This window comes from Pseudomonas sp. Marseille-P9899, assembly GCF_903166565.1.
GTDB classification, from domain to species: domain Bacteria; phylum Pseudomonadota; class Gammaproteobacteria; order Pseudomonadales; family Pseudomonadaceae; genus Aquipseudomonas; species Aquipseudomonas huaxiensis.
Genome location: NZ_CAESCG010000002.1, coordinates 694,142 through 717,224, shown reverse-complemented (window position 1 = coordinate 717,224; position 23,083 = coordinate 694,142). Strand labels below are relative to the sequence as shown.

23 protein-coding genes and 1 pseudogene are annotated in these 23,083 nt (G+C 61.4%); 6 read left to right on the top strand and 18 right to left on the bottom strand.

Translation table 11 applies throughout. From position 1 onward, the window contains the following. Nucleotides 1-13 precede the first annotated feature (13 nt). Entirely contained in the window at nt 14-871 is an 858-nt protein-coding gene (locus HWV67_RS12615) for an AraC family transcriptional regulator (protein ID WP_175651470.1), read from the bottom strand. An 85-nt stretch (nt 872-956) separates the two neighbouring features. Between HWV67_RS12615 and HWV67_RS12610 the strand changes: the two genes are divergently transcribed. The 3 genes from HWV67_RS12610 (at nt 957) to HWV67_RS12600 (ending at nt 3,900) form a co-directional block, all read left to right on the top strand. Then, complete coding sequence (locus HWV67_RS12610; RefSeq protein WP_175651469.1) at nt 957-1,583, top strand: glutathione S-transferase family protein; 627 nt, start codon at nt 957-959, stop codon at nt 1,581-1,583. Between the two features lie 36 nt (nt 1,584-1,619). Then, nucleotides 1,620-2,519, top strand: a complete 900-nt coding sequence (locus HWV67_RS12605) for a DMT family transporter (RefSeq protein WP_175651468.1) — start codon at nt 1,620-1,622, stop codon at nt 2,517-2,519. 130 nt (nt 2,520-2,649) lie between these two features. Further along, complete coding sequence (locus tag HWV67_RS12600; protein WP_175651467.1) at nt 2,650-3,900, top strand: VWA domain-containing protein; 1,251 nt, start codon at nt 2,650-2,652, stop codon at nt 3,898-3,900. Nucleotides 3,901-4,008: 108 nt separating this feature from the next. Here HWV67_RS12600 and HWV67_RS12595 read toward each other — a convergent pair whose 3' ends face one another. The 15 genes from HWV67_RS12595 to HWV67_RS12525 form a co-directional block, all read right to left on the bottom strand. After that, on the bottom strand, nt 4,009-4,587 hold the full coding sequence (locus HWV67_RS12595; protein WP_095156882.1) for a TerD family protein: 579 nt from the start codon (nt 4,585-4,587) through the stop codon (nt 4,009-4,011). A gap of 31 nt (nt 4,588-4,618) precedes the next feature. Next, complete coding sequence (locus HWV67_RS12590) at nt 4,619-5,194, bottom strand: TerD family protein (protein ID WP_110969486.1); 576 nt, start codon at nt 5,192-5,194, stop codon at nt 4,619-4,621. Nucleotides 5,195-5,215: 21 nt separating this feature from the next. Continuing rightward, nucleotides 5,216-6,220, bottom strand: coding sequence for a TerC/Alx family metal homeostasis membrane protein (locus HWV67_RS12585; RefSeq protein ID WP_175651935.1), 1,005 nt, complete (start codon nt 6,218-6,220; stop codon nt 5,216-5,218). A gap of 44 nt (nt 6,221-6,264) precedes the next feature. Further along, complete coding sequence (locus tag HWV67_RS12580) at nt 6,265-6,714, bottom strand: tellurite resistance TerB family protein (protein WP_095156879.1); 450 nt, start codon at nt 6,712-6,714, stop codon at nt 6,265-6,267. Between the two features lie 50 nt (nt 6,715-6,764). Continuing rightward, nucleotides 6,765-7,946 carry a TerD family protein gene (locus tag HWV67_RS12575; protein ID WP_175651466.1) on the bottom strand — a complete coding sequence of 394 codons (1,182 nt, stop codon included), beginning with the start codon at nt 7,944-7,946 and terminating at the stop codon, nt 6,765-6,767. Beyond that, on the bottom strand, nt 7,943-8,533 hold the full coding sequence (locus tag HWV67_RS12570; RefSeq protein WP_175651465.1) for a TerD family protein: 591 nt from the start codon (nt 8,531-8,533) through the stop codon (nt 7,943-7,945). Before HWV67_RS12570 ends, HWV67_RS12575 begins: the two co-directional genes overlap by 4 nt. Before the next feature lie 2 nt (nt 8,534-8,535). Then, nucleotides 8,536-9,249 (bottom strand): HAD family hydrolase, encoded by a 714-nt coding sequence (locus HWV67_RS12565; protein WP_175651464.1) that lies wholly within the window; start codon nt 9,247-9,249, stop codon nt 8,536-8,538. Beyond that, nucleotides 9,246-10,196: an HpcH/HpaI aldolase/citrate lyase family protein gene (locus HWV67_RS12560; protein WP_095156875.1), complete on the bottom strand. Its 951-nt coding sequence runs from the start codon at nt 10,194-10,196 to the stop codon at nt 9,246-9,248. The genes HWV67_RS12565 and HWV67_RS12560 overlap by 4 nt, the downstream gene beginning before the upstream one ends. Then, nucleotides 10,196-11,290 (bottom strand): cysteine protease StiP family protein, encoded by a 1,095-nt coding sequence (locus HWV67_RS12555; protein ID WP_175651463.1) that lies wholly within the window; start codon nt 11,288-11,290, stop codon nt 10,196-10,198. Before HWV67_RS12555 ends, HWV67_RS12560 begins: the two co-directional genes overlap by 1 nt. Beyond that, complete coding sequence (locus tag HWV67_RS12550; RefSeq protein ID WP_175651462.1) at nt 11,283-12,041, bottom strand: trehalose phosphatase; 759 nt, start codon at nt 12,039-12,041, stop codon at nt 11,283-11,285. The genes HWV67_RS12555 and HWV67_RS12550 overlap by 8 nt, the downstream gene beginning before the upstream one ends. Then, on the bottom strand, nt 12,031-13,158 hold the full coding sequence (locus HWV67_RS12545) for a phosphoribosyltransferase domain-containing protein (protein WP_175651461.1): 1,128 nt from the start codon (nt 13,156-13,158) through the stop codon (nt 12,031-12,033). The genes HWV67_RS12550 and HWV67_RS12545 overlap by 11 nt, the downstream gene beginning before the upstream one ends. A gap of 70 nt (nt 13,159-13,228) precedes the next feature. Next, the gene (locus tag HWV67_RS12540) at nt 13,229-14,368 is read right to left on the bottom strand and encodes a trypsin-like peptidase domain-containing protein (protein ID WP_175651460.1); all 1,140 of its coding nucleotides are present in this window, start codon (nt 14,366-14,368) and stop codon (nt 13,229-13,231) included. Between the two features lie 74 nt (nt 14,369-14,442). Beyond that, a complete protein-coding gene (locus tag HWV67_RS12535; protein WP_175651459.1) occupies nt 14,443-15,441 on the bottom strand; it encodes an ATP-grasp domain-containing protein in 999 nt (332 codons plus the stop codon). 422 nt (nt 15,442-15,863) lie between these two features. Then, nucleotides 15,864-16,196: a Rieske (2Fe-2S) protein gene (locus HWV67_RS12530; protein ID WP_175651458.1), complete on the bottom strand. Its 333-nt coding sequence runs from the start codon at nt 16,194-16,196 to the stop codon at nt 15,864-15,866. A 61-nt stretch (nt 16,197-16,257) separates the two neighbouring features. Then, entirely contained in the window at nt 16,258-17,382 is a 1,125-nt protein-coding gene (locus HWV67_RS12525) for an FAD-dependent oxidoreductase (RefSeq protein ID WP_175651457.1), read from the bottom strand. A gap of 187 nt (nt 17,383-17,569) precedes the next feature. Here HWV67_RS12525 and HWV67_RS12520 point away from each other — a divergent pair, with 187 nt between their 5' ends. Beyond that, on the top strand, nt 17,570-18,493 hold the full coding sequence (locus HWV67_RS12520; protein ID WP_175651456.1) for a LysR family transcriptional regulator: 924 nt from the start codon (nt 17,570-17,572) through the stop codon (nt 18,491-18,493). 9 nt (nt 18,494-18,502) lie between these two features. Here HWV67_RS12520 and HWV67_RS32095 read toward each other — a convergent pair whose 3' ends face one another. Together HWV67_RS32095 and HWV67_RS32090 are read right to left on the bottom strand one after the other, a co-directional pair. Then, nucleotides 18,503-19,288 carry a methyl-accepting chemotaxis protein gene (locus HWV67_RS32095; RefSeq protein WP_371929305.1) on the bottom strand — a complete coding sequence of 262 codons (786 nt, stop codon included), beginning with the start codon at nt 19,286-19,288 and terminating at the stop codon, nt 18,503-18,505. 75 nt (nt 19,289-19,363) lie between these two features. Next, nucleotides 19,364-19,555 (bottom strand): annotated as a pseudogene (locus HWV67_RS32090) (HAMP domain-containing protein); the annotation flags it as partial. A 1,252-nt stretch (nt 19,556-20,807) separates the two neighbouring features. On the opposite strand from HWV67_RS32090, the gene HWV67_RS12510 reads away from it, so the two are divergent. Both HWV67_RS12510 and HWV67_RS12505 read left to right on the top strand, forming a co-directional pair. Continuing rightward, entirely contained in the window at nt 20,808-21,965 is a 1,158-nt protein-coding gene (locus HWV67_RS12510) for an alpha/beta hydrolase family protein (protein ID WP_175651454.1), read from the top strand. 21 nt (nt 21,966-21,986) lie between these two features. After that, nucleotides 21,987-22,922, top strand: coding sequence for a VOC family protein (locus tag HWV67_RS12505; RefSeq protein ID WP_175651453.1), 936 nt, complete (start codon nt 21,987-21,989; stop codon nt 22,920-22,922). Nucleotides 22,923-23,083 lie beyond the last annotated feature (161 nt).

Here is a 23,083-nt window from a genome sequence, read left to right as displayed (position 1 = left end):
CTGTGCCGACGGCTTATCTCGCGGCGCGAAACAGGCCGTCGCGAAAGGCCTTCGGCGTCACCCCGACGACCTTCTTGAAGGCCCGGGCCATGTGGCTCTGGTCGAAGAAACCGCACGCCACCGAGGCTTCCGCCAGGTCCATGCCGGCACGCAGCAGCGCCTGCACCCGAGCCACCCGTTTCTGGATCTGGTAGCTGTGCGGCGCCACCCCCACCTCGCGCTTGAACACGCGGATCAGGTAGAGCGGGTCCATACCCGCTTCCAGGCCGAGGGTTTCCAGCGACAGGTTGTGCTCCAGTTCGCTGTCCAGACGGCTGCGAATCCGCCGCACCGCATCGCGTTCGGAGCGCCCCTGCCCGGCCAGCTCGACACCGTGGCGCTGGAACAACCCGGCCAGCGCCTCGATCAGCACCGTCTCGCGCTCAAGCGGCATCGCCGAGGTCGCGAGGGTGCTGTGGGCCGCGAGCAAGGCGTTGGCCAAGGCGGGATCATCGGCCATCGGCTCGCGGAACAAGTGCACATGACTGGCACCATCACGCCCTTGCAGCACCACATCGTTCAGCCAGGTTGGCTCGATATAGAGCATGCGATAGACCCAGCCGGCTTCGTCCACCGGCACGCCATCGTGGATTTCACCGGGCGTGAGGGTCACCACCGTGCCGGCCGTGCCGAAATGATTGGTGCCGCGGTAGTAGAGCTTTTCCACGCCCTGGGTAATCACCCCCAGCGCGTATCGGTCGTGGGAATGACGGCCAAAATGCTGATTGCTGTAGCGGGCGCTGAGCAGCTCGCAGCGCCCTTCAGGGATGCGCAGGAATCGGGAGAAGTCGCCGGTGGGCTCGACACTGCGGTTGTGCGGCCTGTCATTCATGTCGCTGTCCAGTTTCGTACAATCGCCGTGTGAAACAGCTTGTTAAGTTTGCTTTCCATTCAAACCTAACAGGCGGCTCACACCCATGGCAATCAAGCTGGCAATCGGTGATTTCAACAAGTCTTCCTGGTCGTTGCGCGCATGGCTGGTGCTGCACGCGGCCGGGGTCGAGTTCGACACCCAACAGGTCCTGCTCGACCAGGACGACACCCACGCCAATATCCTCAAACTGTCGCCATCGGGCAAAGTCCCGGCGCTGCAGGTCGATGACCTAGTGATCAACGACAGCCTGGCCATCGCCGAATACATCGCCGAAATCCATCCGCAGGCCGACCTCTGGCCCGACGACCGTGAACTGCGCGCCCTCGCCCGGGCCGCCGCTGCGGAAATGCACTCGGGCTTCGTCAACCTGCGCACGCAGATGTCCTTCGGCCTGAACACCGGCGACACCAGCGAAACGCTGCTCGACGCGACCCGCGAAGAAATCGCGCGAATCTTCCAGATCTGGGGCGACCTGCGCGCCCGCAGCGGCCACGGCACTTACCTGTGCGGCGAGCACTTCGGCATCGTCGACGCTATGTACGCGCCAATCGTGTTCCGTTTCCGTCGTTTCGGCATCGCCCTGCCGGCGCCCTTGCAGGCTTACGCCGACGCGATCCTTGCCTACCCGCACGTCCGCACCTGGCTGCAACTGGCCTCCACCCGGCCCTGAGCCGGATTGAAAGACGCTTAACGTCGAGTCACTGTCATGCACAACAAACGCGCTTTACTTGAACTGACCCTAGGCGGCCTGATGCTCAGCCTCTCGGCGCTGGCCGTGGCCTTCGCCAACATCGGCGCGGGCGGTGCGGGGTTCTACCGCATGCTGTTCGCCTCGGTGCTGTTCTACCTCAGCCTTAAATGGCGCAAGGTCCCGGTGCGCCTGCCCAGCCGCAAGGCCGTGATACTCACCGCGCTGGCCGGGGTCTTCCTGGCCATCGACCTGATCCTCTGGCACCACAGCATCTACATCGTCGGCCCCGGCATCGGCTCGATCCTGACCAACTGCCAGGTGTTCTTCATGACCCTGCTCGGCCTTTACCTGCTCAAGGAAAAGCCGTCGCTGAACTTCGCCATCGCCATCGTCCTGGCGTTCTTCGGCCTGTACTTGCTGCTGGCCCCGGAGATGAGCAGCAGCCTCGGTACCAAAGGCGTGATCTTCGGTATCGCCTCGGGCCTGGCCTACGCCATCTGCGTCTACTACCTCAAAGCCGCCAGCAACCTGCCTGACAGCGGCGGCGACAAGATCGCGCAAATGCTCAACCTGAGCCTCTGGGCCGGATTGGTAATGCTTGGTTATGCCCTGCTGACCGGGGAAAGCCTGGCCATCGTCGACGGCCAGACCCTGCTGATGCTGGTGATCTACGGCGTCATGGTGCAGTTCGTCGGCTGGCTGATGGTCAACCGCTCCATCGGCTTCATCAGCCTCGGCCTGGCCGGCCTGATCCTGTTGCTGGAGCCGGTCATCACCTACTTCGTCGACGTGGTGTTCCTGCACAAACCCAGCTCTGCGGTGCAGATCGGCGGGGCGCTGTTGACGGTGGTGGCGGTGTATATCGGCTCGTTGAAGCCGCCGGAAAAGGTGCGATCGGTGACGGGGGAAGCCTGACGCAGGTCTGCTACCGACCACGCCGGGAGCCTGTTCATGGGGCCGCGCCTGATCTGCGCAGCGCGCCCGATGACAGGCTATTATTGCGCCCGGCCCTCAGGACCTATTCGATCATTCAAGGAAGTGCTTCATGCAGATCAGCCAAGGACAACGTGTGCCGTTGTCGAACCTCATCCAGGGTCACACCCTGTCGTTCGCGATCCAGATTCACTCGCCGCACACCATCGATCTCGCCTGCTTTGGCCTGGATGCTCGTGGCCAACTGTCCGATGATCGCTACATGACCTTCTTCAACCAGCCCACCACGCCGTGCAACAGCGTGCGCCAGACCGGGCCTGGCGATTTCGCGCTGAACCTCGGCAGCCTGCCGCCCTCGATCGACCGCCTGGTGTTCACCGCCGCCATCGACGGCCATGGCGCGATGCGTGACATCCAGCCAAGTTTGTTCAGCATCAAGAACAGTGCCGGACAAGTGGTTGCCACCTGCCCGTTCAGCGCCAGCACGTTCAGCGGCGAGAAAGCCATCATGGTGGCGGACATCTACCGCAAGGACGGGCAATGGCGACTCGCGTCCAACCTGCAAGGCTTCAACGAAGGCCTCGGGGCGCTAGTGAAGCATTTCGGTGGAGAGGTCGCGGATGAACCTGTCGCACCGCCTGCCGTCATCCAGTCCACGGTGTCACTGGAGAAAAAGGTCGCGGCCGCAGCCCCGCAACTGCTCAGCCTGGCGAAGAAGGCGCAGGTCAGTCTGGAAAAGGCCAAGCTCACCCATGTAAAGGCTCGCGTGGCACTGGTACTCGATGCATCAGGCTCGATGAACGGCCAGTACTCCAAGGGGCGGGTGCAGGAAGTCGTCAACCGTCTGCTGCCACTGGCTGTCCACTTCGATGATGATGGCTCCATCGATTGCTGGGCGTTCGCCTCCAGGCCGCAGAAGCTGTCCGAGATCACCCTCGCCAACTACAAGGACTTCATCGCCCGTGACAAGGGCGGCTGGCGCGACTGGGACCTGGGCAGCCGGGTCAACGACGAGCCCAAGGTGATGGAACAGGTGATGCAGCATTACTTGGCGTCCAACCATCGCTCCCCGGTGTATGTGTTGTTCATCAGTGATGGCGGCGTCCACGAGAATCGCAAGATCACCGCACTGATGAGCGAAGCGGCAAAGCTGCCGCTGTATTGGCAGTTCGTCGGCCTGGGCGGAAACGGTTATGGCATCCTCGAAAAGCTCGACGACATGAAGGGACGCGTTGTCGATAACTGCGGTTTCTTCGCGCTGGACGACCTCCAGCAAATCTCGGAAGAGCAGCTTTACGACCAGTTGATGGAGGAGTTCCCCGGCTGGCTCAAGGAAGCCGCCGCGAAAAACATCATTCGTTGACCGGGTGAGCGGACATAAAAAATCCGATACCAGGAGCTGGTATCGGATTCTCTGGAAACTCCGAGTTTGACTCAAATCCCTAACCGGGACTCAGGCCAATCGGGAGCATCAGCCAATGCTTACGCCATGGGCTTCAGCCAGCGGCTTCAGGCCACCGGCGAAACCTTGGCCGATTGCCTTGAACTTGAACTCGTCGTTGTGACGATACAGCTCACCGAAGATCATTGCGGTTTCGGTGGAGGCGTCCTCGGACAGGTCGTAGCGCGCGATTTCCTTACCATCAGCCTTGTTCAGCACACGGATGTAGGCGTTGGAAACCTGACCGAAGGATTGCTTGCGACCATCGGCATCGTGAATGGTGACCGCGAAGACCAGCTTCTTCACTTCAGCAGCCAGGCTGGTCAGTTTCACGACAACCTGTTCGTCATCGCCTTCGCCCTGACCCGAGCGGTTGTCGCCCAGGTGCTCGACGGAACCGTCGGCCGACTTCTTGTTGTTGTAGAAGATGAAGCTGCTGTCATTCAGCACCTTGCCGCTTTCACCGGTGATGAAGATGGAGGCATCGAGGTCGAACTCGGTGCCGTCGGTAACGCGAGGGTCCCAGCCCAGGCCCACGATGACTTCGCTCAGGCCTGGTGCCTCTTTCGACAGCGAGACGTTACCGCCCTTGGACAAACTTACAGCCATGATGTGATTCCTTGTTCAGTTGAGAGGGCGATTAGAAGTTCAGACCGTAGCCGTTGGCCAGCGCACGCAGGCCACCGGCGTAGCCCTGACCGACCGCACGGAATTTCCACTCGCCATTGTTGCGATACAGTTCCGCAAAGATCATCGCGGTTTCTACCGAAGCGTCTTCTGCCAGGTCATAGCGAACCACTTCGGCGCCGGTGACCTCGTTGACGATGCGGATGAACGAATTGCTGACCTGGCCGAAATTCTGCTTGCGGGCTTCGGCGTCATGGATGGTGACAGTGAACGCGATCTTGTCGATGTCAGCCGGAACGCGGCTCAGGTCAACCTTGACCACTTCGTCATCACCCTCGCCGAGACCCGTGCGGTTGTCGCCGGTGTGCTCGACCGAACCGTCCGGGCTTTTCAACTGGTTGTAGAAAATGAAATCGGATTCGCCGCGAACCTTGCCGCTGGCGCCCAGCAGGAAGGCGCTGGCGTCCAGGTCAAACTCGGTACCATCGGTAGCACGCGGGTCCCAGCCAAGGCCGACCAGAATCTTGGTCAGGCTCGGATCGGTTTTCGAGAGGGACAGGTTGCCGCCTTTTTGAAGAGTCAGTGCCATGAATACAACTCCTTGTGATTGCTACTGATTACTGCTGTCAGCCGACGTATCTTCCTTTTCGGGGAAGGCTACGCTGGCAAGGATGCCGATGACCAGAACGGCCATCACGATAAGCAAGCTAGTGTTCGGATCGATGCTGATGCCGTGGTGGAACAGGTGATCGGTGGCGTTCAGGCCCAGCTTGGCTGCGATGAAGAACAGCAGCACGATAACCGCTTTTTCCAGGTGTACCAGATAACGCTTCAGCGCTTCCAGAACGAAGTACAGGGTCCGTAGGCCGAGGATCGCGAACAGCATGGCGGAGTAGACGATCAGGGGCTCGCGGCTCACGGCGATGACCGCCGGAACCGAGTCGAACGCGAACAGGACGTCCGAAACCTCGACCACTACCAGGCAGAGGAACAGCGGGGTCGCGAAAATTCCACCCTTGGCCGCCAGGCTCATGCCCTTGTTCTCGGGCTTCTGAATTTCCACTTCGAGTGCTTTGCGACTGACGAAGAAGTTGTGACCGTACAGCTTTGGCCATACCGGGAACAGCTTCTTGGCAAAACGGTAGGCGATATGCTGGGAGTAGTCCTCCTCGCCTTCATCGTCGCCGCCGCTTCTGAGCATCATGACTGCGGTCCAGGCGACGATCAGCGCGAAGACGATTTCCACCCACGGACCGAAGGCCAGCAGCCCGGTACCGATGGCCACGAACACGCCACGGAAGACGATGGCGCCGATGATTCCCCAGTAAAGGATGCGGTGACGCAAGCCATCCGGAACCTTGAACCAGGCGAAAATGGCCATGAACACAAACAGGTTGTCTACAGACAGCACCTTCTCCAGCGCATAGCCGGTAACGAAAAGGCTGGCCGCTTCAGGGCCATGCTGGACGTACAGAAAACCGGCGAAGGCGAGGGAAATCGCGACCCAGAACACCGACCAGATCGACGCACCGGCCAGGGTGATTGGCTTGTCATTACGGTGAGTAACCATGTCCAGCAGTAGCGCGCCGAGCGCGATACCGACAAAGACCGCCATGGTCAGCGGTGGGAAGCCGATATGAGATTCCACGTTTCAGCTCCTCAGAGTTCGAAATCAGCCGGGTTCAGACCCAGCTCAAGGCAGATCAGGCGGCAGGCGGCTTTTTCCTTCGCATCGAAGTCGCCATCGGATGCACCGATGGCACAGGCAACGCGAACCAGCAGGCGTGACTCGGCATCCTTGCCCTTGATCTTGCTGATGCTTTTCAGGGCTTCAGCCTGGCCAATCTGGAAGTCGAATTCGAACTTGCCACAGGCATCGGTAAATACCTTGATCACATCGTTGAGGTTGAAGACTTTCAACTCAGGCGAATTGTTGATGAAGCCAGCCATCTTCATCTTTTCTTCAGACTTGATCTCGCCATCGGCAGCGGAGATCAATGCACAGGCATTGGCCGCAGCCTCCATGAAGGACCGGTTCTTGATCTTGCCGACTTCGGTCGTCAAGGTTTCACGGGCTTTCGCCGCGTTGGTTTTAAGCCACTCGAGCATTGCTTGTTCCCTCGTTCAGCGCAGCCAGATGGCTGCGCTGGATCAGTTGTTCATTTCGAGCCGGCGGACCAGCGCATGCCCCAGCCGTAGGCTTCGTCCATTTTGCGGTGACCCTGGTGGAAGTCGACCCGGCGGGTAACCTTGACGCCTCCGCCGACGTTCTCGAGCATCGCGATCGCGCACATGCCCAGGCTGCCGCCTTCTTCATTGAGACGAACCTCGATTTCCGGCTGACCGGGAACGAAGATCGTGACGACACCGTCGGTAGCCCGCCAGTTGGGCGCACCTTCGTAGATGAAGGCGTAGATCAGGATGCGGCGAATCTCGCTCCACTTCTTGCCGTTGATATGCAGCCATTCGCCACCGGCGACCGATCCTGTGCGGTCGTCCCCCATGAGCTGGATGAAGGGTGCGTAGTCCAGATCGCCAAAGCTGTTGCCGAGCGCCTGGACCGCTCCTTTTTCACCATCCTGAAGTTCGTAGAGACAGCCCACGTCCAGGTCGATGGATTTGTTGCGACTGAAGAAACCGCCGCCGCTGCCACGGTGCCAGTTCAGGTTGACCTTGATTTCGCCGAAACCGGCAGCGGTTTTCTCCAGGCTGATGCTGGAGCGGGTTTTATCCAGGGTGACTTTACTGAGACTGACCGAGGACTTCGGCGCAGCAGGTACCGGCGGGACCGGAGCCGGAGCCGGAGTCGGGCTCGCAGCCGGCGCGGGGCTCGCCGGCGCCGCGACCTCGACGCCAAAATGCCTGGCCAGTGGTTCCAGGCCGCCGGCAAAGCCCTGGCCCACGCAGCGGAATTTCCACAACCCCTGGCGCAGATAGAACTCGCCGAGAATCAGCGCCGTCTCGCTCATGCCACGGGTAGGAATCTGTGCTTCGATACCACCGCTGACCGCCAGCGACAGCGTGGACACACGATCGAAACTCGCCTTGTTCTCGTGGATGGTCGCCGTCAGCGCGACTTTTTCCACGGACGTATCGAGACGTGCGAGATCCAGGGTAAATTCGGCCCGCCCCGGCGAGGTCGCACTCAACTGGATCGCCCCACCGAGAATGCCGGTCTGCCCATAGAAGCACATGTCACCGTCACCACGGACCTTGCCCGCACTGCCCAGCGCGAAGGCGGAAACGTCGATATCAGCGCCAGGAATGGGCGAATAATTGATATCGACACGCAGTTGGCCGGAGGCTACCGGCGCATTACCACCAGGCGTCAGGGTAGTCATCCGCGCACCGCCCGGATGGCCAGGTCGACCAGCTCTTCGGCAGTACGGCCATTGGTGGACTGGCCGATGGCCTTGAATTGCCAGCCACCGCTGTCACGGCTGAGGCTGGCCATTACCACACCGGTATGCCCGCCTTTCTCGGCCAGGTTGAAACGCGCCAGTTCCTTGTTGGTGGACTGGTCCAACACGCGGCAGTAGGCATTCTGAACCTGCTCGAAGGTCTGCCCGCGGAAGCTGTTGACGGTGAACACCAGGTACTGAACGGTGGCGGGCAGGCGCTGCAAGTCGACGTAGATGGTTTCATCGTCGCCATCGCCTTCGCCCGTGAGGTTGTCGCCGGAATGGTTGATCGAGCCGTCCCGGGACTGCAGCTGACGGAACCAGACCACATCAACCGGATTCAGGCCAGCGTCCAGAACGATGCACGACGCATCGAGATCGATCGATTCGTTACCACCCAATAGCTTGGAAAAGAAGCCTGTCGGTTTCACGGGATCCCAACCCAGCCCCAGGCTGACCGAGGTCAAGCCAGTGCCGGCAGTTTTCTCCAGCGAGATGCTCTGATTTTTGCTCAGGGTGAGTGCCATGCTTACGCTCCATGTTGATCTTTGGTGTTCCGTTGAGAGTCGGGTAGGTTCCCGGCTTTGCCAAATTGCGCGCGGGATCGCCGCCACGCAGGGTGAAAATGACGCCAGTGAGGATCCTGGGCGGCGGCCAGCAGTTCGTGGTCGCCACGGGTATCGCCCCAGGCCCTGAGGCGGTATTGGGTCAATGGGCCGTAGACCGCTTCGAGCCGAAGGACCTTGTGTTCACAGCGGCAGTTGTTGCCGTTGATTCGGCCGGTCAAGCGGTCATCAATCACTTCAAGCTCGGTGCCGATCAGCTTGACCCCAAGGCGATTCGCAAAGGGCTGCAGCACCAGCGCGGGCGACGCAGAACACAGCGTGACCTCGGCCCCGGAGGCCAGCTCGGACTCCACCGCACGCAGGCCGGACGGGCGCATGAGTCCAGACCAACTGTGTTCACAGAACGCCACGGACCGGCTTCTCAACCAGGAAGCCTCCACGCCGGTCAGGAAAGTACTGATCAGATGAGCCTTGAGTTCATCCCGGGTCATGCCTCGCATGACATACCTGAGGCTGGGCAGCACCAGCTTGAGGACACGGCGTAAAAACTCACGCTTGCCGAAAGCAAAGCGCAGAAACGGGACGAAGCTATCGTGCCGGGTCAGCGTGCCATCGAAGTCGAACACCGAGAGCACCTTTGCCCCTTCCGGGCCGGCTTCGAGCATATCCAGACTCATCCATTGATCTCCGCGAGACGGAACCCGGGTTCGCCGCCACCCGCTTCCGCGGGCTTGACCCCGTGCCATTTGGCGCGTTCGAGAATGTTCGTCGCCCACTTGTAATGAGTGGCTGGCTCGCACATGGCATCGTTGTGCCGAAAAACGGCAGGGGCCACGTCATTGGCGATCAGCCGGGCGCAATTGAGATCTTCGAGGCTGACCCGGAGCGCGTCTTGAATGAGGCTGATCTGGCTGGGATGGATGGCGGTTTTTCCGACTAACCCATGAGAGATATCCAGTTCCAGCTCCTCCTTCAATAACAGAGGCGTCGCCAGTTGCTCGAACACCGGCGCCGTCAGCGCGAAACCTTGCGCGCCCATGATTCCGGCGAGCATGGGAATGACGTAGCTCATCGGCGTGCTGTACAGCGTGGTCACAGGATTGCGACGCAGTCCCAGGCAACCCATCAGGTCGTTGCCGCCAATGCGTAGCGCGATGATCCGCTGGTTCAGGCTGGACTTGAGCGCCTGCCCCAACTCCACCATGGCACCCGGGTTAAAGACGTCAGCGGTTTCCAGGGTTGGCATCAGGTACAGGTCCGGATTGCTGATTGCCTGCTCCCATGCCGGGAGCGACAGCAGGGTCAGCTTCGGCACGACGAAACCATCGACATGCTTCATCAATGGCCAGTCATTGAGGATGGCGGCCATTGCCGCGTCACGCGGTCGGACGAAGAGCAGCGGCCCATGCTCGGGACGCCCGCCACAGGCATTGATGGCCAGGAGCAGCGTCTTGAGGTTCTCCAGCGCGCTCTCGACATCGATTGACGATACGGCATCTTCCAGACAAACAACGAGAGAGCGCAGCTCGGGAAATTTGGCGCCGAACACCACCTCGAGCATGTCACCACGAGTGGCCGGCATATAAAGCGTCGCGCCCAGGGCGAACGGTGAAATCACCCTCATCAGTTGACGCTCCGGATAATGGTCACCGCGCGATAAGGCCCCAACTCTGCACCCGCTTCCTCGACCGTCACTCCAGCGCTGTCCGTCAGGTGCATCAGCAACTGGACGTCCTCATCATCGCGGCTGCGTACCAGCACGTGTTCAGGCACGCGGCGCAAGACCGCCCGGGTGGCCTCGGCGATACCCGGTTTGATTCGATTGAGGTTGCTGATGGCAAACCGAGCGGCAAGGGCCGTCACCACACCGTCCGCGCCCAATTGCAATTCCCGACGCTGCTCAACAGTCCAGGCTGTTGCCGTCAACGTTTCGCCCAACGTGCGGCGCTCGACTTCGATCTGGTCGACGAACTCACGGGTCACGTCATGCGCTTGCAGGTGGTCGTAGACAACGCAGCCATGCAGTCCGCCCTGCGCTGGCCAGATGGAGCGTGACACCAGGCCAGAGACCGTTGCGCCGAGAATTCCCGAAGGGATGAGCCAATCATCCGAGGACGCCGCCAACCAGGCACGCCCGCAGGGATCGGCCAGAACCACGAGGCGAGGTTCTGGCGCAAAGCGCTCGTCCCCGGCCAGGGTTCGCTTGAGCTCGCCCGAAATGGCTCCCTTCCCGGTCCAGCCATCGACGAAGACGATATTCTCGGCGCCATGCGCCTGGATGATTGCCTCCAGGGCCACACGGTCGATCCCGCGGTCACGAATGATACTGACGCCATAGTGATGAGCATCGCGGCCCATTCCGGTCAGTGCACGACGCAACAGGACACCCAGCGGCAGACCGGCACGAACGAAGGAAACCAAGGCAATGGACGGACCGTGGCAAGCGGCATTCAGTGCCTGGGCCAGCGCCTGAACATCCGTTGCCATGCGTTTGCCGTTCTGGGCCAGCGCTCGCGCATACAGGGTCATATGCATGGCCGTCGGCACATGCTCCATGCCGATCATGTCTGAATAGTGTTTCTGCTTCGTCTGGATCAGGCGCTCCTTTTCCTCGACATCTGTAACCTGCATCTGCATGGCCTGCAGGAGAAAATGCACGTCTGCCGATGCGTAGCTACCGCTGCCCACGGTCATCAGGCTTGCGAGAAGGTCAGTCACGGATCATTTTCTCCACGGCACCGGCCAGTTGGCTGCGCGACGGCGTTGCCCACCAGTGACAGAGGTCCATGAATCCAAGATCGGTGATGCTGTCACCAAAACCCAATACCGGTCGCTCGCCATTCACGTCGCGATCACGGCGCAACCATTCCTCGACAGCCATGCGTTTGGCCAGGTGCTCAGGCAGGAACGCAAGGTTGTTGCCATTGCCATGGACATGCATGCCCTTCAGCAAACCCCGGGACTGGACGTGAGCCAGCACATCAGCCAGCACCGCGTCATCGGATTCGTTATGTTTGGTCACCACGTAGTGGCGCAGCCCCTCCTCTTCCACCACCCAGCCACGCAGGGAATGGCCAAGTTCCTCGCCGATCTGCAACGTCGCCTCGCTCAGCAGCGGCAAGCGGTCTTGAAATGCCCCCAGGGCATCGCTCATCCGCGTGTGCCAATCCTGATCAAGCGAGCCGTCGCGGCGCAGCATGGTGCCGCCGTGCGAGCAAATGGCGCCGTGGGTAAACGGCAGGCTCACGCGACTGTATGCCTCGACACTGCGGGCCGTTACCGGAACGACATCGGCGCAGTCCAGCAACCAGTTGACGAACGCATACTGGACGGGGTTCATGTAGCCGTTGGGTTGACCGTTCACATCGAGGGTCGCCGGCGTTCTCGGCGTCCCTTCCGGCATTTTGCGCGCGGTCTGAAACAGCGTGTCATCAAGGTCAACGAAGATCAGCGGGCGATTATTGGCCATCGACGATTACCTCCGCGCCCAAGGCGGCCACCAACTGCGCCGAAACCGCCGGCAGTGGTGTTTCCGTGCATATCAGCACCCGGTCGAACTGACCGGGCTCGACGTTGTAGAGGAAGTTCGGGATACCAAGGCCATAGTTGTCGGAAAACGACAGCGCATGCTTGATGGAATGGCCGATGGCGATGGGAGAGCGTGTGGTGGAGCTGAAATGAACATCGGCCCCCGCGCGCTCCAGGCGCTCAGCCAGCAGGAACGGGCGCCAGACAAACTCGCTGGTACCGATCACGATGATGCGCTCACCGGCGCGAACCTGCAGGTCAGGCGCAAGGCTATCTTCCACATGGCTCACGCCCAGACGCCCCCAGTCGCGATCCGGCGACAGCGGCCAGTCGCCCATCGATACAGTGCCGACGTCCGGCATGTCCGGCAAAGGGGCATGCAGGTCCTCATGAAACTGGTAAGACCCTTTCATGAGTGCGACCGAGCTTGCCGACGCTCCGATGATTTGCTGCGCAGCACCCACCGACCAGTCCGTCAGCACGCAGGTCACCACCCGTTCGATATGACTCAGGCCAGCATCGACAAGGGCACGGTGCAAATTGACGAACGTCTTTCCGGTTGAGGCTTCGTCATCAACCAGTACCAGTGATCGAGCCTTGAGCATGCGCTCGCGAAGATCCGGATCGACAGGCAGGTGGATGAGATGAGCACTGGCGTGGCTGTGTTCTTCCTCGAATCGGGTGAACAATTCGGTGCCCACCGGATGGCGCGTGCTGACCAGATACACGGTGTCCGAGCGCGTCGCACTGTAGGCGCGGTGTACACCGGCGCCCAGGCCCACCGCCGTTTCGGCCATGCCGATTACCAGCACCGGCCCCGGAAGATCAGCCGGAATTTCAGCTGCCAGGCTTTCGAAAGAAGCGCGCATGATGGACGGACGCACGGGTATATGGCGCCCCAGCACCTTTGAAACAAAAAGAAATGCGCGTTTGGGGTTTCGGCGCTCGGCAAAGCCGAACAACTCGGCCGGCGTCAGGACAGCGTCGTCAACATTGACTTCGAGCACTCCCCGCGTGAGTTGAGCGCTAAGGGATGTGGGTACTACGTTGCTTTCCATGACTGCTTCCTGATCGGGTGCGAGGTCGGTGACCTGACACCTCTTTTCCTGGGGTTCAACTCAAGTGTTGCTAAGGGTTACGCGCTTCGATTTTCCATAGGCCATGCTGCGCCTCGCGGGTGATCTGCGCGGTAGTGAAGGTAGTGTCGGAGTCAGATCGAAGAGCCTGGATGCCACACGCATTCAAGAAAGCCAAAGTGAGCCCGGCCTTCACCGCGAAATTCATGTTCTGTGCGTCAGGTACCGTGGAAGTCACCATTCCAATAACAGCACCCGAAGTATCAAAAAGCGGACTGCCACTGGAGCCTGGCTGAATGGGGGCGGTGAACTGCAATACGCTGGCGTCGTTGTGCAAACCGAACAGTGCCGATACTCCGCCCTGGGTCGCATGGATCCCGCCCCCGGCCAGACCCGCCAAGGGAAAGCCCAGTGCTACGACCGGTTCTCCCAGGTCACAACGCGCGCCATCACGGAATGAGGCGGGCTTGAGCAACGGCGAGTTCTGCACTCGCAGCAGCGCCAGGTCGTTGCGGCGATCCACTACCACCGGCTCGGCACGGTGCCTTCCCTCGAACGAAGAAACATGGATTTCCTGCATGTCTTCAATGACATGTGCACAGGTGAGGATGTGTGTGGTGGTTACTGCAAACCCGGTCCCGGTTGCGCTGCTACGTGACCGGTTTGCATCGGAAGGCGACGAGCGCCGATGAGGATGGGCATCGTCGATCTCCAGGCCGATCCTGCGCCCCAGGGCCGATAGCCCATAAGCAGAGCCTTCCGCCAACGCCCGGAACTTCCAAGCCTGATTACGAGAATAGAACTCGCCAATGATGATGGCTGATTCACCATTCGCGCTGAGATCCAGATGGGACTCGACTTGGCCATCAAGCTGCAGCCGCAACGAACGAAGCTCGCTGACCGGGCCCGCAGCAGAGAAGGTGTAGACCACAAGGACCAAACGGTCCGCACCGGCCGGCAGCGCAGCGAGATTCAGCGTACAACCCGGGCGCTCAGGTCTGCCGACCCAATCCATCCAGGGCTGCTCAAGGTGGAACAGAGCGGGCTCGCCTTTGGAGTGACGCTTGTCATCCGTAGGAAGTAGTGCGATCGCAGCGTACTCCCCAAAAGCAGAAGTATTCGCACACTCGATAGTCCAGGAACACTGAGCCGATCCCAACGTGGTATTCGCGCCAAGCGCTAGCGCTGTCATGCCTGAATCGCTCCTTGATTTTGAATCCGTCCAACTCATGCCGAAGTGATATCGAGGCTGAGTTGGGTTAGATATCAGTTCGCCACCGGCACCGCAACGGTAACAGCTTTGACTCTGACGTTTGCCTGCCAATCGGTCGCAGGCTCGGGTAAACCAAGTTGTCGAGTGGCGAAGATTCCAGGGAGGTTGATACCTGTGTGGCGGGTATATCCGATGCCCCCGGAATAACGCGGGTTGATTTCCAGCAGATGCGGGACGCCAACAGCGTTATCCCGTGTCTGAACATTGACGAGACCATCGCATTTGAAGTGAGCAGCGGCGCTCAGCGCGAGTTCAACTGCAGCGGAATTTCTCTCGAATGTTTGATGCAAGCCTTGTTTGCGCCGGCCAACATAGGCAACGGGGCGCCCAGCCTCACACACCATATCGACAGAACATTCCGAGCCGTTCATATAAGGCATCACAAGCATGGGTGGCCGGTCTGCCTTGGTGCTGTAAGCCGCGAGATAGGTCTCGAAATCGACATCCCGTGCGTCTGGGTTGGCGAAGCAGCGGAATGGATCGACCGACTCTTTGAACCGCCAGAAACCTTGACCATAGATGCCTACTGCCGGCTTCACGCACACCTCGCCCTGTGCCCGGAGAATCTCATAGGCATCCACCAGTTCACGGGCATTGTTCACGGTGATCGCCGGAACACAGTTCAACCCGGCCTTCTCGGCCTCGGCGGTGAACCTGCTCTTGTCGTCGACGAGATCAAAGGTTTCCAATGACAGGCCGCCAGTGACGAGCTTCAGGCCGGCGGACTCGAAACGATGCCGCTCAGCCTCATGGATACGCCCTGCCCTTCCAGCCAGAATCACCTTGATGCCATGGGCTTCAGACGTCTGGATAATCCAGTCGATACGTTGCTGATCGTCCTTGGGCTCCATAAAGGCTACATCAGCGATGCTGGTGATTTCCGGACGATCCTGACGATGCGATGCGAAGATTTTCACTTCAGAAGGAAGTGCATCACGGGCGCCCAGAATAATGTCACGCTGACTGGACTGTCCTTCAAGAAACCAGATCAAGATGTAGATCCTCAATGTTTTGTTCTGAACAGTGGCAGCCGCTGATTGAAACCGAGGAAAAAGCACTGACTGACGTCAGCAGCTCTTTACCGGCGAGCATTCTACTCAACCTGTCAACGCGGTGCGCCTGGTTGGGCAGGAACACTTTGCCACTGAATGTGTACAACCACGACCACGGCATGCTGGCGATTACCCATCACCGCGACAATCGACTGTTAGAGGGGTGTAAGTCGGAAAGTTCTACTGGTACTCAGAAAATAAATACCGAGATCAAGAAGTCGCGAATGAGCAATGAGACAAACAGGTCAAACGAGACCTGAAGCAGGAGGAGTGTAACTGCCCTTGTGTGACGTAATTACGGGGCTCTGCCTGGTTTGGCTAAAGCCCCATCACAAGGGTGCGGCAAAGTTGGGCAGACACGCTCAGGCATGAACCCACAGCTTGAGATCGTCATCAGTTTTCACCACCAGCGCCTGCAACGCCTGCCCCAGGCACGGCCCGAGCAGGCAAACACCATCGGCGGGATCAAACAACGCACCGTGGGCAAAACAGACGATGTGACGGCCATCACCCGACATGAAGCGGTCCTTGCGGTATTGCATGGCAACGTCGAGGTGGGGGCAAAGATTGCGGTAAGCCTTCACCTCCCCCTGCCACAGCAGCCCGATGACCGTGTCGCGCCCCTGCTGCCAAGGATCAAAGCCACGGGCCTGACCTTCCAGCAGTTGCTCACGGTGGCAAAGAAATGTGGCCACGGCTGGCTTCTCGCATCTGGCGAACAGAAAAGCGGCACTGCCGGCAGTGCCGCGCTCAGGGTCAAATAGGCTCGGCAGTGCGCGCCAGCATGGCCTTGGTCAGGCCGATGCGATCGAAAGCGGCATCCTTCGCCATCTCCCGCTCACCCGCCATGATCGAGTTTTCCGCGATGTATTTGCAGCGGTCGAACCGCCGCATCATGAAGCGTTGCAGACGCGTACGCAGATCGCCCTCGCCGAACAATTCCTCAGCCAGGACCAGCGCATCCTCGATGGCCATGCCGGCGCCCTGTCCAAGGTGCGGGGTGGTGGCGTGGGCCGCGTCACCGATAAGTACCACGCGGTCCTTGAACCACGGATCATCGACGAACAACACTTCCATCGGCTTGTAGATCACCTGGCTGTTGTCGGTGATCTGCTCGCGCAACTCGCCCACCAGCCCGCCGATACCGGCAAGACGGTCGCGCATGGTGGCGGCCAGTTGGTCCTGCTCGTACCAGGGGTTGTTCGGCTCGTGGGAGGTGGAGAACATGTACATCAGGTTGTCGGCCAGCGGCACCAGTCCGGCGTTGCCTTCGGCACCGGTGTAGCTGGCGAGGTGGTCGATGGAGGGGTGGCGCGGGAAGTTGTAGCGCCACACGGCTTGGCCGGTGAAGCGCGGGGTGTAGGTATCGCCGTAGAGCATGCCGCGAACCTTCGAATACACCCCGTCGGCGCCGACCATCAGGTCGTAGCGGCCTGAGCTGCCGTCGGTGAACGTGACGTTCAGGTCACGCGGGAATTCTTCGTACGTTTCCACCGTCACACCGAGGCGCACCTGGGTGCCCAGTTCGATGGCGGTATCACTCAAGACCTGATGCAGGGCCAGCCGCGAGATGCCGACGTTGGCGGGGTATTGCGGCCCCGCGAGGCGTTGTCCGGGGATGCGCGCCAGGGCCTTGCCCTGCAGGTCGTAGATCCCGACATCCTCGAAGGCATAGGCGGCGTCGAGGTAGCGGTCAAGCACCCCGAGGCGGGCCATTTCCCGCACCACGTTGCTCTGCTGGATGATGCCGACGCCGTAGACCGTCCACTCGGACTTGATCTCCACGAGATCGACCTCGATCCCTTGGCGGCGCAGTGCAATCGCCGCGCATAGGCCACCGATGCCTCCGCCCACGATCAGTACTTTGTTGATATCGCTCATGCGTGAATCCTTTGTTCTTGTTGTGTGGACCGGCCCTCCGGAGCCGTCACCACAGCCTTTTCCGGCTCACGCGACGGCCACCATCGGGAGCCTGGAAGCACAGGCTAGAAACACGCGAACAATTTGACTAATCGTTACTGGGGATGCAGGGTATCGCGAAAATAAATACAACAAGAGATTGCCTGCCATGCGCTTCAAACACCTGGATCTGAACCTCCTGGTGGCGCTGGATGTATTGCTCGAAGAGCAGAACATCACGCGTGCCGCCGAGCGTCTGCACATGACTCAATCGGCCACCAGCGGCGTACTCGGTCGCTTGCGGACCTACTTCGAAGACGACTTGCTGGTGCAGGTCGGACGCAAGATGATGCTCACGCCCCTGGCCCGCGACCTGGAGATTCCGGTGCGTGAAGTGCTGCTGAAAATCCAGACCTCGATCACCGCCAAACCGGTGCACGACATCGCCGAGAGCAAGCGCCATTTCCGCATCATGGCCTCGGACTATCTGATCAGCGTGTTGTTTGCCGAGGTGATCCGCGAGATCAACCAGCAGGCGCCCATGGTCACCTTCGAACTGATCAGCCCCGGCGAAACCGCCCGGGAAATGCTGATGCGCGGCGAGGTCGACCTGATGATCGCCCCGGACCACTACATCGTGAAGGAACACCCGTCGCAGTTGCTGTTCGAGGAGCAGCATGTCTGCGTGATCTGCCAGGACAACCACGCGGTGGGTGAACGCCTGACGCTGGAGCAGTATCTGGAACTGGGCCATGTCTCGGTGGTGTTCGGCCGCAACCGCACCCCCGGTATCGAGGAATGGTTCATGAGCGAGTACGGCTGCAAGCGCCGCATCGAAGTGATCACCCACGACTTCAATACCCTGCCGCAACTGGTGATCGGCACCCAGCGGGTCGCCACGGTTCACAGCCGTCTCGCCCGTCTCTACGCGCGTAACCTGCCGCTGCGTATCGTGCCGCCACCGGTCAATCTCCCCGCCATGCAGGAATACATGAGCTGGCATCGCAGCCTGGACCGCGACCCGGTGCTGGCCTGGCTGCGCGAAAAACTGCTGGAGATGGCCAACCGCCCGACCACGCCGCTGGCCGCTTGAACACCTGCACTATGCGCCGCGCCGAAATGCCCCCAGCGCCTGCCCCAGGCTGGCGCTGAGGCGTTGCAGGCTGCCGCAGGCCTCTTCGAGACGGGCGCAATCTTCGGCATTCTGCTCCACCACCCGCTCGACCTCCCCCGCCGCACCGTCCACGCGACCCGCCAGATGATGCTGGGTCCGCGCCGCCTCGGCGATGTGCCGGCCGGCGTTCTCGACCTCGACAATGCTGCGGGTGATCGCCGCCAGAACCGCGCTGGCCCGCGCGGTCAGTTCGACGCCTTCGCCAGTCAGACGCTGGCTGTCATCCAGGCTCGCCGCGGCGTCGCGGGTCACCTGGCCGAGGCGCTGGATCATGTCGTCGATTTCCCCCGTGGAGGCGCGGGTGCGACTGGCCAGCCCGCGAACCTCGTCCGCCACCACGGCGAAACCACGACCATGCTCACCGGCCCGCGCCGCTTCGATTGCGGCATTGAGGGCGAGCAGGTTGGTCTGTTCGGCGACCGCGCTGATCACATCCAGCACGCCCGTGATGGCCTCGCTCTGGCTTTGCAAAAGCTGCATGGCGACGCTCCCAGCACCCATTTCCCGCGACAGACGCTGCAGGCTCTGACTGGCCTCGCGCACCAGGCGGTCGCCCTCGTGAATCAAGGCGCTGGCCTCGCCCAGGCTGGCCTGGCTGCCCTCCACCCGTTGGTTGACCTGAACGGTCGCCTGGGTCATGGCCTGCATGGCGTGCAGCACATCGCCGGTTTGCTGGCGCTGAGCCCGCACGCCCCGTCCGGTACGCTCAACCATCTCAGCCAGGGTTTCGGCGGCGGCGTCGAGCTGATCGGCATCCTCGCCGATCCGCCCGACCAGCTCGCGCAGCGCCTGCAGCATCACGCCAATCGCGTCGTTCAATTGCCCCAGCTCATCACTGCGCCCCAGGCGCGGCGGACGCCCCTGCAAATCCCCCGCAGCAACCCGCTGGGCCAGCGCCAGCATCTGCCGCACCGGCACGGCAATCGAGCGGCGGATCAGCACGCAGGCACTCACGCTCGACAGCAACGCCAGCACCAGCATGCCTGCCAGTTGCAGATCCAGGCGACGGCGCTGCGCCTCCCAGGCGCTGGATGCCCGCGCGCGCTCATCATCCAGTGCCTGAATCGCCTGCTGCGCCGAGGTGTTCATGCTGCCCTGCTGCGCCAGCGCCTGCTCGCCGCTGCTGATGTAGCGCAGGAACGCCTGTCGGTATTCCTCCAGCGCCGTGGCGGCTTCGCCCAGGCTTAGCCGGCGATCGCCCTCCAGTTGCGCGGCCAGATTGCTCAAGGCACTGCCGAGTTCACTGACCCGGTTGACCCAGTCATCGCGATAACGCTGCTGCGGATCTAGGATGAAATACAGCTCGCTGTCGCGCAGATTGGCCAGGCGCTCGCGCAACGTCGCGGCATCTTCCAGAAGCTGCATGGCCGTCGCGCCTGGCGGTCGGTCCTGCTCCAGCCCGGTATTGATATCGTCCAGTTGATCGATGAACAGCGCGGCAAACCGCTGACCCGCACTCTGCGCCAGCGCCTGCATGCGCAGCCGCGCGTCCTGGGCTTGCAGCCTCGCGGTTGCATACGCGCGGAAGCCTTGCAGGTAGTCGGCGCTACGCTCACGCAGGGTGCGCTCGAACGCTTCCCCGGACTGAGCCTCGGATACCTGGCCCTGCAACAGACTCAAAGCGGCCTCCAGGCGATTGGCTGATTCGGGGCTGGCGAGCAGCGCGAATTCCTTCTCGGCTTGCCTCGCCTGCACCAGGTGATTGTGCAGGCGCTCCAGCGCGCTCAAGCGGGCGCTGCTGGCCTGATTGACCTGCAACGCATACCAGGCGGCCAGCCCCATGCCCAGGGTGCAGAACAGTACCAGGGCAAAACCCAGCGACAACTTGCCGCCAACACTGAGCCGGCCCAGCGTGGCGCCAATCGTGGTGGTCGGGAGCGTTTCGAATACGGTGGTAACAGACAAGGGCATCCTCCTTGGGAACCTGCGCGTCGTGCACGGCCGCGTACCCTAGCCTCCCCCTCCTTGAGGCAACCAATCGAGACTGGCGATGCGAACCATCGGCAATCGCCATGCCTGCGACCGCCCCGTCTCCAGGTATCGCCGCCCCAGATAGCTGGCATCCGAACAAGCGATTTGTCCACTTCCTGACCCCATGCGAGCTTGCAATCACCGCCCGAAGGGTGGTCGTCGCCTGCTTCGCGTCATCAGCGGTGGCCTGACGGCGTGCCGTCGATACCTGCCTTGCGCGCCCGAAGCTGCTGGCGATCCGCATAACAAGAAGGAAAACACTATGTTCCGCTACTTCCCGACCAACTACGTTTGGAACCTGTCGGTGAACCTGGCCCTGGAAATGGGCGCACGCATCGGCGAGATCGTCGAAATGTGCGAACCCCTGCTGGAGGCCGCCAAGCAACCCGACGCCGAAGGCACGCGGGCCTTTCGTCAGACCTGGGCCGAAATGGCCGACAAGCTCTGCGACATGGCCCGCGAGGATGAAGCGCTCGGGCGGCTGCTCTCCGCCGGCGAAAAATACAACCGCGCCGCGACCTATTACCTGACGTGCGAACGCCTCCAGGCCCACGGTGCTCCGGGGCGCATGGCGCTCTATCAGCGCTTTCTCGACACCTTCGCCCGTGGCGTGGCGCTGTCGAAAGAGAACTGCGAGCGCGTCGAAATTCCGTACGAAGGCAAGGTGATCTCCGGCCTCTATGTCCGTGCCGAAGGCGTCAGCGGCCCGGCACCGATCCTGGTCCAGCTCAACGGCCTGGATTCCACCAAGGAGATGAAATACCGCGTCGGCCTGCCGGCCTGGCTGGCCAAGCGTGGCGTCGCCTCGCTGCTGATCGACCAGCCGGGCACCGGCGAGGCGCTGCGCCTGCATGACCTCAAGGCGCGCTACGACGCCGAGCACTGGGCCAGCCGCGTGGTCGACTGGCTGGAAGACCGCCAGGACATCGATGCAAAACGCATCGGCTGCGAAGGCGTGTCGCTCGGCGGTTACTACTGCCCCCGCGCCGTCGCCTTCGAACCGCGCTTCGCCTGCGGCGTGGTGTGGGGCGCCAACCATGACTGGCGTGACGTGCAGAAACGCCGCCTGGAGCGCGAAGGCAGCTTCCCGGTTCCGCATTACTGGGAGCACGTTCGCTGGGTCTGGGGTGGCAAGGACATCGAAGAATTCATGCAGATCGCCGAGAACGTCCACCTCGACGGCGTGGTGGAAAAAATCCGCGTGCCGTTCCTGGTGACCCACGGCGAACAAGACTCGCAGATTCCGCTCAAGTGGGCGCACCGCACCTACGAGCAACTGGTCAACAGCCCGAAACGCGAACTGAAGATTTTCACCTCCCGCGAAGGCGGCGTGCAGCACTCCAGCTTCGACAACTCCATCAACGCCGGCCAGTTCATCGCCGACTGGGTTGCCGAGAACCTCGGCGGCCGCACCGCCTGAATGCAGAGAAGATAAAAGATCATGAACATCATCGGACCCGACTACCTGGTGTTCGGCGTCGACAACGTCGCCGACTGCGTGCAGTACATGACCGACTACGGTCTCAAGCCTTGCAACCTGGATGAAAACGGCGGCTACCTCGAAGCCCTGGACGGCACCGGCGTGCTGATCCGTCCGCGCAACGACCCGCGCCTGCCGGCAGCAATGGAAACCGCAACGACCCTGCGTGAAACCGTTTATGGCGTGGCTGACGAAGCCACCCTGCAGGCCATAGAGGCCGAGCTGAGCAAGGACCGCGCGGTGCTGCGCGGCGAAGACGGTGTTCTGCGTTGCGTGGACGACATGGGCTTCGCCCTGGGCTTTCGCATCACCCAGCGCCGCACCCTCGACCTGCCTGGTGAAGCCAGCCATGCACCTGGCGCGCCTGCTGCACGGCCGATCAACGCGCTGGGCGCCAGCGACGACATGCCGGCGCTGCCGCGCAGCCTTTCCCACGTGGTGTATTTCGTTCCCGATCCGGCCAGAGCGGAAGCCTTCTACCAGCGCCTCGGCTTCGTCTGCACCGACCGTTTCGCCGAGACCGGCCCGTTCCTGCGCCCGGGCGGAACCCAGGACCACCACACCCTGTTCCTGATCCAGACGCCACCGTTCATGAAAGGCATCGAGCACTTCACCTTCCACATGGGCGGCCCGACCGAAGTGCTGGTGGCCGGCACCCGGTTCGTGGAAAAGGGTTATGAATCGTTCTGGGGACCGGGACGCCACCAACTGGGTTCCAACTGGTTCTGGTACTTCAACAGCCCCATGGGCTGCCATGTCGAATACGACGCCGACATGGACCTGCATGACGAACACTGGACCGCCCGCACCGCCGCTCCTGGCGCAGACAACTCGCAGTATTTCCTCTTCCACTATCAGGAGAAGTGGTTCCCTGGCGGGCCGCCTGCCAAGCACTAAGTCGGGGTTTTAACGTGGTGAATCGGGGCGTCGGATGACGCCCCTTTTTTGCTTGTCTGGGCGCCGAACCGCAGCGATGGGCATGAGCCTCAGCCCATCTCACAGGCGGCTTGACGCGGAACCTGTAGGAGCGGCTAACAGCCGCGCCTACAGGTTATGCG

What these genes read in the sequence shown, in the direction of transcription:
- HWV67_RS12525 (WP_175651457.1), bottom strand. Translation starts at nt 17,382, where the DNA reads ATGAGCGATATCAACAAAGTACTGATCGTGGGCGGAGGCATCGGTGGC.
- HWV67_RS12605 (WP_175651468.1), top strand. Translation starts at nt 1,620, where the DNA reads ATGCACAACAAACGCGCTTTACTTGAACTGACCCTAGGCGGCCTGATG.
- HWV67_RS12580 (WP_095156879.1), bottom strand. Translation starts at nt 6,714, where the DNA reads ATGCTCGAGTGGCTTAAAACCAACGCGGCGAAAGCCCGTGAAACCTTG.
- HWV67_RS32095 (WP_371929305.1), bottom strand. Translation starts at nt 19,288, where the DNA reads ATGGTTGAGCGTACCGGACGGGGCGTGCGGGCTCAGCGCCAGCAAACC.
- HWV67_RS12575 (WP_175651466.1), bottom strand. Translation starts at nt 7,946, where the DNA reads ATGACTACCCTGACGCCTGGTGGTAATGCGCCGGTAGCCTCCGGCCAA.
- HWV67_RS12595 (WP_095156882.1), bottom strand. Translation starts at nt 4,587, where the DNA reads ATGGCTGTAAGTTTGTCCAAGGGCGGTAACGTCTCGCTGTCGAAAGAG.
- HWV67_RS12600 (WP_175651467.1), top strand. Translation starts at nt 2,650, where the DNA reads ATGCAGATCAGCCAAGGACAACGTGTGCCGTTGTCGAACCTCATCCAG.
- HWV67_RS12560 (WP_095156875.1), bottom strand. Translation starts at nt 10,196, where the DNA reads ATGAGGGTGATTTCACCGTTCGCCCTGGGCGCGACGCTTTATATGCCG.
- HWV67_RS12505 (WP_175651453.1), top strand. Translation starts at nt 21,987, where the DNA reads ATGAACATCATCGGACCCGACTACCTGGTGTTCGGCGTCGACAACGTC.
- HWV67_RS12585 (WP_175651935.1), bottom strand. Translation starts at nt 6,220, where the DNA reads ATGGCGGTCTTTGTCGGTATCGCGCTCGGCGCGCTACTGCTGGACATG.
- HWV67_RS12570 (WP_175651465.1), bottom strand. Translation starts at nt 8,533, where the DNA reads ATGGCACTCACCCTGAGCAAAAATCAGAGCATCTCGCTGGAGAAAACT.
- HWV67_RS12545 (WP_175651461.1), bottom strand. Translation starts at nt 13,158, where the DNA reads ATGGAAAGCAACGTAGTACCCACATCCCTTAGCGCTCAACTCACGCGG.
- HWV67_RS12510 (WP_175651454.1), top strand. Translation starts at nt 20,808, where the DNA reads ATGTTCCGCTACTTCCCGACCAACTACGTTTGGAACCTGTCGGTGAAC.
- HWV67_RS12615 (WP_175651470.1), bottom strand. Translation starts at nt 871, where the DNA reads ATGAATGACAGGCCGCACAACCGCAGTGTCGAGCCCACCGGCGACTTC.
- HWV67_RS12540 (WP_175651460.1), bottom strand. Translation starts at nt 14,368, where the DNA reads ATGACAGCGCTAGCGCTTGGCGCGAATACCACGTTGGGATCGGCTCAG.
- HWV67_RS12550 (WP_175651462.1), bottom strand. Translation starts at nt 12,041, where the DNA reads ATGGCCAATAATCGCCCGCTGATCTTCGTTGACCTTGATGACACGCTG.
- HWV67_RS12590 (WP_110969486.1), bottom strand. Translation starts at nt 5,194, where the DNA reads ATGGCACTGACTCTTCAAAAAGGCGGCAACCTGTCCCTCTCGAAAACC.
- HWV67_RS12610 (WP_175651469.1), top strand. Translation starts at nt 957, where the DNA reads ATGGCAATCAAGCTGGCAATCGGTGATTTCAACAAGTCTTCCTGGTCG.
- HWV67_RS12565 (WP_175651464.1), bottom strand. Translation starts at nt 9,249, where the DNA reads ATGAGTCTGGATATGCTCGAAGCCGGCCCGGAAGGGGCAAAGGTGCTC.
- HWV67_RS12520 (WP_175651456.1), top strand. Translation starts at nt 17,570, where the DNA reads ATGCGCTTCAAACACCTGGATCTGAACCTCCTGGTGGCGCTGGATGTA.